This window comes from Streptomyces sp. NPDC006733 (assembly GCF_040636125.1).
Classification (GTDB): domain Bacteria; phylum Actinomycetota; class Actinomycetes; order Streptomycetales; family Streptomycetaceae; genus Actinacidiphila.
Genome location: NZ_JBEYJD010000007.1, coordinates 203,608 through 214,268, shown reverse-complemented (window position 1 = coordinate 214,268; position 10,661 = coordinate 203,608). Strand labels below are relative to the sequence as shown.

Below are 10,661 nucleotides of genomic sequence, written 5' to 3'. Positions count from 1 at the left end.
ATGGCGCGGTAGGCCTCGACGTGGGCGCGCAGGGTGGGGGACTGGTCGGCCAGGGACTGGAAGTCCTGCCGGGACAGCGCCAGCACCGTGGTGGTGGTCGCCGCGCGGGCGGTGAACTCCCAGGAGCTGTCGGGGTTGAGCAGCCCCTGCTCGCCGAAGTGCGCGCCGTCGGCCAGGACGCCGAGACGGTTCTGCTCGCCGAACTCGCCTTCGCCGAGCTGCTCGACCTTGCCGTGGGCGAGCAGGAACAGCGTGTCGACGGGGTGGCCGGCTTCGGCGAGCAGCTCGCCGGGGGCGAACTCGCGTTGCGTGAAGCGGTCGGCGAGCGCGGTCAGCACGGCCTCGTCACCGTAGGAGCGCAGCAGGCCCAACTCGCCGAGCTGGGAGGGGATGACGCGGACCTGGGAGCCGGTCTTGACGAAGGTGACCTTGCCGTCGCCGGCGGTGTAGGTCAGCCGGCGGTTGACCCGGTAGGTGCCCGCGGTGACCTCGACCCAGGGCAGCATGCGCAGCAGCCACCGCGAGGAGATCCCCGCCATCTGCGGCGCGGACTTGGTCGTGGTCGCCAGATTCCGGGCAGCAGCCGTATCGAGGCTCGTATGCGCCGAGTTGTTGTCCGGAGCGCTCGGCGTGCTGAGAGCGGCGTCCTGGCCCGCGTCAACCGACATGCGTATGTCCTTCGCGTCAAGGGATGAGGAATGCGCCCATTCTTTTTCGTCACCCGCAGCGCTGGCTATCGCTGGATCGAGTGAGACTGAATCCCGAAAACGCGAGAGTTGAGATAATAGAACTTTTGGCCGAACCGCTGGGCAGTGCCCTACAGCGCTTCGACGACCGTCGCGCGGTCGGCCGCCGCGGGCTGCGGCGGGATCGCCAGCGGCACGGTGGCCAGGGCCGCGGCCATCGCGGTCCGGCGGCCGCGGCGGAACACGTACGCGGCGATGGCGCCCGTACCGACCAGGGCGATCAGCGACATGACGGTGCCGAGCCAGCTCGCGCCCAGCCATTCGCCGCCGAGGTAGCCCAGACCTACGCTGTACGTCGCCCAGGCCACACCGGCCACGGCCGACCAGGGCAGGAACTCCTTGGGCCGGCGGTGCGCCACGCCCGCGCCCAGGCTCACCACGGAACGCCCGGCCGGGGCGAAGCGGGCGAGCACGACGAGCGAGCCGCCGCCCCTGGTCAGCACCTCGCCCAGGCGTTCCTGGGCGGTGGAGAGCCTGCGGGACTGCGCCATGCGGCGGTCGAACCAGTCGCCGCCGCGCCAGGCCAGCCGGTAGGCGGCGATGTCGCCGAGGCAGGAGGCGAGGGCCGCGCACACCAGGAGCGCGAACACGTCGAGCAGGTCGCCGCCCGCGCCGGTGGTACCGGCGGTCGCGGCGCTGATCACCAGCACCCCACTGGGCAGGATCGGTACGAACACGTCCAGCAGCACGGACAGTGCCACGAGTACGTAGATCCATGGCCAGTCGAACAAGGAGCCCAGACCCTCGAGCACCGTGCCTCCCCGTCCGACGTATTGCCTGTTGGCGTATGGGCGGATCTACATCCGCTCCCAGCCGTACAGCGTACGCCAGAGGGGGTGCCCGGTACGGGTGAGGGGTACGTGATGTTGTAGACACGGGGTGGGGAATATCCCGGACAACCGCTGCGGCACGGGCGGAGAAGCGGCTGATGGCGCTGGGCGCCGCCGCTCCGCCGCGAGCCGGCGGACAACGTATCGCACCGCTCACTTCCGCCGGAGTGTCGACGGCGTGAACGTGCCCTTGGGGCCGGCCACCCGGAGGTCGAGCAGCCGGCCGCGCAGGGTCAGGGTCATCAGCTGGTTGCCGAACCAGGGGCCGCCCAGGCGCGTCCAGCGGATGACGGACGCGGGCAGCCGGCCGTGCCGCGCGAGGGCCCGGCCGATCCAGCGGCCGGGCCGGCTCCAGCCGAGGCGGAAGCCCAGCCGTATCGCCGCCGGGACGCTGTTGTGGAGCGGCGAGCAGGTGAGCTGGAGGACCCGGCTGGCCACCGGGTGCGGCCAGTGGGCCTCGGCGATGTACGCGTGGTGCACGTCGCCGGACAGCACGCAGACGGTCGCGGGCGCCGCCGGTCCGCTGCCCACCTCGGCGAACAGCTCGGCGAGCGCGTCGAACGAGGTGCGGAACGCCGCCCAGTGCTCCAGGTCGGCCGCCTGGCGCAGCTTCTCGCCGCGCTCCGCCCAGCGCGCCCCCCGCTCGCCCCGGCACAGCGCCGCGTCCCACTCCTCGGCGGCGTGCACGGCGTGCGGCAGCAGCCAGGGCAGCGACGTGCCGACCAGGAGGTGGTCGTAGGAGCCGTCGGACAGCGCCTGCTCGCGCAGCCAGCGCCATTCGTCCTCGTCGAGCATCGAGCGCCGGTCCTCCTCCAGGACGCGGGCGGCCCGGGAGTCCACCATCAGCAGCCGGACCCGCCCGAAGTCGCGCCGGTAGCTCCAGCGCACCGACCTCGCGTCGGCGTCGGCGCGGGTGGCGAAGGCGCGCACCGCCTCGGTGCCGTCGGCGGCGGCCCGGACGGTGGCGAACAGCTCGTCGGCGGCCAGCTCCTCCGGTGACAGGTTGCCCAGGTGCTGGTGGACCCAGTACGACATCAGCCCGCCGAGGATGCGCTCCTGCCACCAGGCCGTGCCGCGGATCTCCTTCAGCCACGCCTGCGAGGTGTTCCAGTCGTCGATCACGTCGTGGTCGTCGAAGATCATGCAGCTGGGGGTGGTGGACAGCAGCCAGCGCACCGCGGGGTCGAGCCAGGACTCGTAGTAGAGGTGGGTGTACTCCTCGTAGTCCGCGACCTGGTCCCAGGGCGGGTCCTTGAGGTCGCGGCGGCGCGCGAGCCAGCGGCGGGTGGCCTTGGAGGTCTCGTCGGCGTAGACCTGGTCGCCGAGCAGCAGCAGCACGTCGGGGCGGGCGTCGCCGTCGCGCACGATCTCCTGGGCGAGGGTGTCGAGTGCGTCGGGGCCGACCGGATCGCGGGAGTGGTGGGCGGGTGCCGCCCACCGGCAGGAGCCGAAGGCGACGCGGAGCGGGGCGCTGCCGCCCGCGGCGGTGCGGATCGTGCTGGGCGGGTACGGGGAGTCGGGCAGCGGCCACACCTGCCGGCCGTCGAGGTGCACGGCGTACGGGGTCCCGGCGCCCGGCCGCAGCCCGGTGACGGTGATCAGCGCGTAGTGGTGGCCGGCGACCTGCCAGGTCCGCGAGGCCCCGGCGCCGTCGCCGTCGCAGGACACGACCGCCTCGCACGGGCGGTCCGCCTCGATCCACACGGTCGCGCTGTCCTCGCCCACGTACCGCAGCAGTGGTCCCAAACGCAGCTCGGCCAAGGTGACCTGCCTCCCTTCCGACGACCCCAGGGTACGGACGCCGGAAGGGAGGCGGGAGTTGACGGTCAGGCCATCAGCAGCCGTTGAGGATGGAGCTCAGCGCGCTCTTCTCCGCGGAGTCGACGGTGAGCGCGTACGAGTACTTCACCCAGACCCACATCCGGGCGTAGGTGCAGTGGTACGAGGCCAGCGGCGGCAGCCACTGGGCCGGGTCCTTGTCGCCCTTGGCCTGGTTGACGTTGTCGGTGACGGCGAGCAGCTGCGCGTGGGTCAGGTCGTTGGCGAACGCCTGCCGCTGGGCGGTGGTCCAGCTGGAGGCGCCGGAGCGCCAGGCCTGGGCGAGCGGGACCATGTGGTCGATGTCGACGTCGGAGGCGGCGGTCCAGGTGGCGCCGTCGTACGGGGAGTACCAGCGGCCGCTGGTGGCGGCGCAGGAGGAGTCCTGGACGACGCCTGTGCCGTCGCGCTTGAGGACGACCTCCCGGGTGTTGCAGGAGCCGCTCTGGGTGATCCAGTGCGGGAACTTGTCGCGGCTGTAGCCGGTGGACGATCCCTCGGCGCGCACGGTCAGTGCGGCCAGTTCGGTACGGGCGGTCGCGGCGCTGGGCGGCGTGGGGGAAGCCGCCTGGGCGCTGGTGGGGGCGACGAGCAGACCGAGTGCCGCGGCGATGGCGGCGAACGAGGTCAGCACGCTCACGCGTCGACGCGCGTAGACACTGCGTATCCGGGACATGCGAACTCCCTGTGGGGTGGGGGTGGTTGCGGGCGTGTCCGACCGGACCCCGGCGAGGGCGGCGGCCCCGGTAAGCGTGCCGGGGCCACATGTCCCGCCGAGGTGCGGCAGGTTACAGGTTGGCGACATGAGCACGTCATGTCGAGAGGTGGCGCGCCGTCAATTGCGGTGGGTTCCGCCGGTACCCGCCTACAGTGGCCCCGTGCTCACCGTCGTGACCGCCGCCACCACGTCCTTCGGCGGTGTCGGTGCCCGCGTCACCCGTCCGGCCCTGACGTACGCCGGCGGCTCCTCGCTGCTGCCCGTCAACCGCACGCTCGGCGTCGTGCTGGCCGTCCTGCTCGTGGCGGCCACCGGCGTCGCCGCGTACGCCCACCTCGCCGACGAGCGGGAGAACTACGCGCGCGGGATCGCCGTCGCGGGGCTGCGCGCGGCGCTGCAGCTCGCGGTCGTGTCGCTCGTCATCGGCTGGGTCGTCCGCTACCTGCCGGCGCTGCTCGCCTTCGTCGGCGTCATGTACGCGGTCGCGGTGTGGACCGCGGGGCGCCGGATCACCACCGACCGCAGCCGCCGGTGGGCGGCCGTGCCGATCGGCGTCAGCGCGCTGCCGGTCGTCGCGCTCCTGGTGCTGACCGGCCTGGTGCCCCTCGACGGCATCGCGCTGATCCCCGTCGCGGGCATCCTGATCGGCGGTGCGCTCACCGCGACGGTCCTCGCCGGGCGGCGGGCGCTGGAGGAGCTGCGCGGGCGGCACGGCGAGGTGGAGGCCGCCATGGCGCTGGGGTTCGAGGACCGCGACGCCCGGCTGGAGATCGCCAGGCCCGCCGCCTCGGGCGCGCTGGTGCCGGGGCTCGACCAGACGCGGACCGTGGGACTGGTCACGCTGCCGGGCGCCTTCGTCGGCATGCTGCTCGGCGGGGCCTCGCCGGTGATGGCGGCGGCCGTCCAGCTCTTCGTGCTGGTCGCGCTGCTGGCGGTGCAGGCGGTCGCGGTCTCGTCCGTGCTGGAGCTGGTGGCCCGGGGCCGGCTGACCCGTCCCGTAGACTAGGTGGCGCAGAAGGGGAGTAGCTCTTCGCCGGACCGTCGACATACTGCTCAGATCCTGAGCCGGCGCCCGGAGGCACGGTGGGTTTCCCACCGGGCCAGCGAGACCTTCGGCCGCAGCGTTCTATCTTGACGCTGCCGTGCCGAAGCGACCCCTTTTACCGGCGCTCTCGGTGCGGCAGCCCGACCGATGAGGATCCGCCCCGTGTTCAGCTTCACCGTCGCAGCCGTCGTCTTCGGCGTCGTCTTCCTGGCAGAACTGCCGGACAAGACCGCGCTCGCCGGCCTCATGCTCGGCACGCGCTACCGCGCCTCGTACGTCTTCTGCGGCGTCGCCGCCGCGTTCGTCGTCCATGTCAGCCTCGCCATCGCGGCGGGCAGCGTCCTGACGCTGCTCCCGCACCGCTGGGTGCAGGGCGTCGTCGGACTGCTCTTCCTCGCGGGCGCGGCCATGCTGCTGTTCCAGAAGGACGGCGACGAGGAGGACGTGCCGGAACCCGCCGACCAGAGCTTCTGGAAGGTCGCGGGCACCGGCTTCATGCTCATCCTGGTCGCGGAGTTCGGCGACCTGACGCAGATCATGACCGCCAACCTCGCGGCCCGCTACGACGATCCGGTGTCCGTCGGCGTCGGCGCGGTCCTCGCGCTGTGGGCGGTGGCCGGGCTGGGGATCTTCGGCGGGCGCCTGCTGATGAAGCGGGTGCCGCTGGCGCTGATCACGAAGGTCGCCGCCGGCGTGATGGTGCTGCTCGCCGTCTTCAGCCTCTACGAGGCGATCACCGGCTAGCGCGCCTCCGGTGTCCGGCTGGTGTGCCTCCGGTCGGAGGCCCACTGGCCAAAACGGGTCCCTGTTTTGTATCGTGGAGAAACAAAGTGGCTCCGCCCGTTTCCCCTGACCGGCGGGCGGGGCCACTGAGTACTTCTAAGGAGCACCTATGCCGTCCGTCCTGCCCGCCCGCGCGCTTCTCCTCGACATGGACGGCACCCTGGTGAACTCCGACGCCGTGGTGGAGCGCTGCTGGACCCGCTGGGCCGCGGCGCAGGGCCTCGACCCGAAGGCCGTGCTGAAGGTCGTGCACGGGCGGCAGGGCCACGCCACCATGGCGGTGCTGCTGCCGGACCGCCCGCTGGAGGAGAACTTCGCGGACAACCGGCGGATGCTCGCCGAGGAGACCGCGGACCTCGACGGCGTCGTGCCCGTCGCGGGCGCGCCCGCCTTCCTGGCTTCGCTCGCCGGCCGACCGCACGCCCTGGTGACGTCCGCGGACGAGGCACTGGCCCGCGCCAGGATGGGCGCCGCCGCACTGCCGATACCGGAGGTCATGGTGACCGCGGAGCGGGTGAGCGCGAGCAAGCCGGACCCGGAGGGCTTCCTCAAGGGCGCCGCCGAGCTGGGCTTCGCCCCCGAGGACTGCATCGTGTTCGAGGACGCCGAGGTCGGCATCGCCGCGGCGAAGGCCGCCGGGATGCGCGTCGTCGGCGTCGGCCCCCGGGCCGCCGTCCACGCGCCCACCGCCCACGTCGACTCGCTGGAGCAGGTGCGGGTGGAGACCACCGCGGACGGCGGCCTGCTGGTCCACATCGGCTGACTCTGTTGGAAGTGGCGGCCGGGCCGTCCTACGCCTCCTCGACGTACTGGAGCAGGCCCCAGGTGAAGTGGGCGGTGCGGCGGGTGCCGGCCGCCGCGTCGCCGAAGGCGAGGCGCCAGCGCGTGGGGGCGCTGCCTTCCAGGGGCGTCACCGGGCGGAACGCGCGCGCGACCTCGTCGACGGTGCAGGACCACGGGACGAGGTCGTCCGGACCGTCGAGGACCGGGGAGGGCGCGCCGGGCGCGCGGACCAGCCACTCGTTCCACACCGCCCGCCCGCCGGGCGCGCACAGCACCTCGAAGCGCAGCTCGGGCCAGAGCGGCACCGGCCACAGCAGGGCCTCGCAGCTCAGGTCGCCGATACGGCGGACCGCCGTGCTCTGCGGCGGCCCGAGCACCGCGCGGTAGCGGCGCTCGCCGCCGGGGGAGTGCCGTCCGTGCAGCCCCGCCTGCCAGCGCCGGTTCGCCTCGCGCAGCTCCGCGCGGGACGCGCCCAGCGTGCGGAGCGCCTCCTCGACCAGCTCGGGCCGGTGGTCCGCCATCCGCCGCAGCAGGACGAGCTGGAACTGGTCGGCCCCGAATTCCTCCATCACCACGGGACGATCCTCGCAGACGCGGCTACCAGGAGGTCTGCCGCTCCAGTGCGGTGCGCGTCGCCGGCCCGTAGACGCCCTCGGGATCGCTGGTGATCGCGTTCCAGAACTGGAACATCGCCACCGCGTCCTTGACGTCCGAGTCGAAGGTGCCGTCCACACCGCCCATGTAGACGTAGGCCCGGCGCAGCCGCTGCTGGAGGTCCCTGACCGCCGGGCCGCTGTCGCCCAGCCGCAGCGCGGGGACGGTGATCGTCGGGTGGGTGACGGGGGCGGAGGGTGTGGCGGTGCCCGGGTTCCCGTCGGGGCCGGGGACCACCGGGTCGCCCGTCGCCACCGGCGGCGTGGTCGGGGCCGCCGACGGCGGGGGGACGGTGGCCGCGGGCGTCGTCACCGGGGTGGACGGCGCGCGGTGGGTCGCCGTCGGGGAGGCCGCGGGGGCCTTGCCGCGGGCGGTCGTCGGCGCGGCGGCGGCCGTCGCGTCAGCGGTCGGCAGGACCACGTCCGGGACGCTGCTGGTGTTGTCCGGCAGGGCCCGCTCGGGCCGGTCCGGCGAGCTGAGCAGCTGGTTGGCGACGGCGACCGCACCGGCGGCCATCGCGGTGGCGGCCACGGTGGCGGCCGCGACGACCAGCCCGCGTCCCCGCCGGCGCGGACGGCGGCGCCGGCCGCCGCGCTGCCGGCCGGAGTCGTCGACGTCGTCCCAGTCGGAGCCGCCGCTGCGGTCCAGCAGCAGCCCGGAGTCGTGCGGGTGCCGCGCCGGGTGGCCGGAGCCGTCCGCCGCCGGCGGTCCGGCGGCGTCGTCCGCCGCGTACTCCAGGCCGTCGGCCGGGAACATGCCCACGTCGGTGGCGGCCGGAGTGGACCCGGCCGTCCCGATCAGCGGTTTGACCGTCGACTCGGCGCCCTCGGTGCCGGGCTCCGCCACGTACGGCCGAACGCGCAGCGGGTGGAAGCCCTCCGTCGCCGCGAGGGCGATCTGCCGTTCGGCCGACCGGGCCGCGGCCGTGGCCACACCCGGTTCCCGTCCCAGTTCCCCCTCCGGCTCCACCGGGCTCCCCTCCCACGAACGGTCCTCGGATACGTCAAGACGCAGTGATTATGCCGCCGCCGCGAGGCGGTGCCCAGGTGTGCCCGGCCCGGACGGGGGCCCATAGAGCGCGAAACCGGCGCGAATAGTGTGAATATTGATTCGCGATCAACCGGCGCGACGCGAGGAGCACGGCATGGCGCAGGACACCACGGCCCCGACCGGCCCGCCGGCCGCCCTCTCGGCCCACGACCGGCGATCGGTGCGCCTCGCCATCAGCGCGCTCGCGCTCGGCATGCTGCTGGCCGCGCTGGACCAGACGATCGTGTCCACCGCCCTGCCGACCATCGTCAGCGACCTCGGCGGGATCGAGCACCTGTCCTGGGTCGTGACGGCGTATCTGCTCGCCTCGACGGCGGCCACTCCGCTGTGGGGCAAGCTCGGCGACATGTACGGCCGGAAGAAGCTCTTCCAGACCGTCATCGTGATCTTCCTGATCGGCTCCGCGCTGTGCGGCATCGCGCAGAACATGCCGCAGCTGATCGCCTTCCGTGCCCTGCAGGGGCTGGGCGGCGGCGGTCTGATGGTGCTGTCGATGGCGATCGTCGGCGACATCGTGCCGCCCCGCGACCGGGGCCGCTACCAGGGCGTGTTCGGCGCGGTGTTCGGCGCGAGCAGCGTGCTGGGGCCGCTGCTGGGCGGGGTGTTCACCGAGCAGCTCTCCTGGCGCTGGGTGTTCTACATCAACCTGCCGATCGGGATCGTCGCGCTCGCCGTCATCGCGGCCGTGCTGCACATCCCGGTGCGCCGCACCACGCACCGCATCGACTACCTGGGCATGGCGCTGGTCGCCGCCGCCGCGACCAGCCTGGTGCTGGTGACCTCGCTCGGCGGCACGACCTGGCCCTGGAGCTCGCCGAAGATCATCGGGCTGGCCGTGCTCGGCCTGCTGCTGGTGGCCGCCTTCATCGTCGTGGAGCGCCGGGCGGTGGAGCCGGTGCTGCCGCTGCGGCTGTTCCGCATCCGCACCTTCTGGCTGGTGTCGGTGATCTCCTTCGTCATCGGGTTCGCGATGTTCGGCGCGATGACGTACCTGCCGACGTTCCTCCAGGTCGTCCACGGGCTCTCGCCGACGATGTCCGGCGTGCACATGATCCCGATGGTGATCGGCCTGCTGGTCTCCTCCACCGGGTCCGGACAGATCGTCAGCCGCACCGGCCACTACAAGGTCTTCCCGATCCTCGGCACCGGTGTCACCGTCATCGGCCTGCTCCTGCTGCACCAGCTCGACGAGTTCACCAGCACCTGGGTGATGAGCCTGTACTTCCTGGTCTTCGGCCTCGGCCTCGGCCTGGTCATGCAGGTGCTGATCCTGGCCGTGCAGAACTCCGTCGGCTACGAGGACCTGGGCGCCGCCACCTCGGGCGCCACGTTCTTCCGCTCCATCGGCGCCTCCTTCGGCGTCTCGATCTTCGGCACGGTCTTCTCCAACCAGTTGGAGGGGAAGATCGCCTCCGCCATCGCGGGCAAGCCCGTGCCCGCCGGCTTCGACCCGTCGGTGATCTCCTCCGACCCGCGGGCCGTGCAGTCGCTGCCGCCGTCGATCCTGGGGCCGGTGCTGCACGCGTACTCGGCCTCGATCACCACCGTGTTCCTGTGGGCGGTGCCGGTCACCCTGATCGCGTTCCTGCTGGCGTGGTTCCTCAAGGAGCAGCCGCTGCGCGGTTCCGTCACCGTGCCCGACGCCAGCGAGACCCTGGGCACCAACCCGGTGGAACGGTCCTCGCTGGACGAGATCGCCCGCGGGCTGTCGGTGCTCGGCAGTCGCGAGGCCCGCCGCGACCTGTACGTACGGGTCACCAAGATGGCCGGCCTCGACATCCAACCCGCCTCCAGCTGGCTGCTGTTGCGGATGGCGAAGGGCGGCGAGACCGACCCGGTCGAACTGGCCCGGCGCACCACCGTGCCCGCCGAGGTCATCGAGGAGGCGGCCGTGGAGATCGAGTCCCGCGGGCTGGCCGTCCGGGACGGCAACCCGCTGGTCCTCACGGACACCGGACGGACGATGGCCGGGCAGCTCGGCGCGGCGCGGCGGACCGTGCTGGGTGAACTGCTCGGCGACTGGGACCCGGAGCGGCACGCGGACCTCGCGGCGCTGCTCACCAAGCTCAGCGGGGACCTGTGCGGCGGCGACACCGACCGCCTGGGGAAGGGCCGTCCGGCGACGGGCAGCACGCCCGCCTGACGGTCGCGCCCGGCACCTCGGACCCCGCCGGACCACCCGCCCTGCGGCGTGCGGAGAACACCCGTCCAGCTCCGGCTGGACGGGTGTTCGA

Annotated in this window: 10 protein-coding genes; 4 read left to right on the top strand and 6 right to left on the bottom strand. The window is 73.0% G+C overall.

From position 1 onward, the window contains the following. The 4 genes from ABZ721_RS09445 to ABZ721_RS09430 form a co-directional block, all read right to left on the bottom strand. The coding region (locus ABZ721_RS09445; RefSeq protein ID WP_358788014.1) for a cyclic nucleotide-binding domain-containing protein at nucleotides 1-668 on the bottom strand (668 nt) is incomplete at its 3' end. Nucleotides 669-817: 149 nt separating this feature from the next. After that, a complete protein-coding gene (locus ABZ721_RS09440; protein ID WP_358788013.1) occupies nucleotides 818-1,498 on the bottom strand; it encodes a VTT domain-containing protein in 681 nt (226 codons plus the stop codon). Nucleotides 1,499-1,729: 231 nt separating this feature from the next. Continuing rightward, nucleotides 1,730-3,337, bottom strand: a complete 1,608-nt coding sequence (locus ABZ721_RS09435) for an alkaline phosphatase D family protein (RefSeq protein WP_358788012.1) — start codon at nucleotides 3,335-3,337, stop codon at nucleotides 1,730-1,732. A 73-nt stretch (nucleotides 3,338-3,410) separates the two neighbouring features. Further along, nucleotides 3,411-4,061: an HNH endonuclease family protein gene (locus tag ABZ721_RS09430; protein ID WP_358788026.1), complete on the bottom strand. Its 651-nt coding sequence runs from the start codon at nucleotides 4,059-4,061 to the stop codon at nucleotides 3,411-3,413. A 304-nt stretch (nucleotides 4,062-4,365) separates the two neighbouring features. Here ABZ721_RS09430 and ABZ721_RS09425 point away from each other — a divergent pair, with 304 nt between their 5' ends. The 3 genes from ABZ721_RS09425 to ABZ721_RS09415 all read left to right on the top strand — a co-directional run bounded on the left by ABZ721_RS09425 (nucleotide 4,366) and on the right by ABZ721_RS09415 (nucleotide 6,703). Then, the gene (locus ABZ721_RS09425) at nucleotides 4,366-5,118 is read left to right on the top strand and encodes an ABC transporter permease (protein WP_358788025.1); all 753 of its coding nucleotides are present in this window, start codon (nucleotides 4,366-4,368) and stop codon (nucleotides 5,116-5,118) included. 201 nt (nucleotides 5,119-5,319) lie between these two features. After that, entirely contained in the window at nucleotides 5,320-5,901 is a 582-nt protein-coding gene (locus ABZ721_RS09420; RefSeq protein ID WP_358788011.1) for a TMEM165/GDT1 family protein, read from the top strand. Between the two features lie 148 nt (nucleotides 5,902-6,049). Beyond that, entirely contained in the window at nucleotides 6,050-6,703 is a 654-nt protein-coding gene (locus tag ABZ721_RS09415; protein ID WP_358788010.1) for an HAD-IA family hydrolase, read from the top strand. 28 nt (nucleotides 6,704-6,731) lie between these two features. Here the strand turns inward: ABZ721_RS09415 and ABZ721_RS09410 are convergent, their stop codons facing one another. Beyond that, nucleotides 6,732-7,292: a hypothetical protein gene (locus ABZ721_RS09410; RefSeq protein ID WP_358788024.1), complete on the bottom strand. Its 561-nt coding sequence runs from the start codon at nucleotides 7,290-7,292 to the stop codon at nucleotides 6,732-6,734. Between the two features lie 28 nt (nucleotides 7,293-7,320). After that, entirely contained in the window at nucleotides 7,321-8,310 is a 990-nt protein-coding gene (locus tag ABZ721_RS09405) for a peptidoglycan-binding domain-containing protein (RefSeq protein ID WP_358788009.1), read from the bottom strand. 211 nt (nucleotides 8,311-8,521) lie between these two features. On the opposite strand from ABZ721_RS09405, the gene ABZ721_RS09400 reads away from it, so the two are divergent. Beyond that, a complete protein-coding gene (locus tag ABZ721_RS09400) occupies nucleotides 8,522-10,570 on the top strand; it encodes an MDR family MFS transporter (protein WP_358788008.1) in 2,049 nt (682 codons plus the stop codon). Nucleotides 10,571-10,661: the final 91 nt, after the last annotated feature.

Coding starts and splice junctions, on each gene's coding strand:
- ABZ721_RS09415 (WP_358788010.1), top strand. CDS start 6,050: ATGCCGTCCGTCCTGCCCGCCCGCGCGCTTCTCCTCGACATGGACGGC.
- ABZ721_RS09410 (WP_358788024.1), bottom strand. CDS start 7,292: ATGGAGGAATTCGGGGCCGACCAGTTCCAGCTCGTCCTGCTGCGGCGG.
- ABZ721_RS09400 (WP_358788008.1), top strand. CDS start 8,522: ATGGCGCAGGACACCACGGCCCCGACCGGCCCGCCGGCCGCCCTCTCG.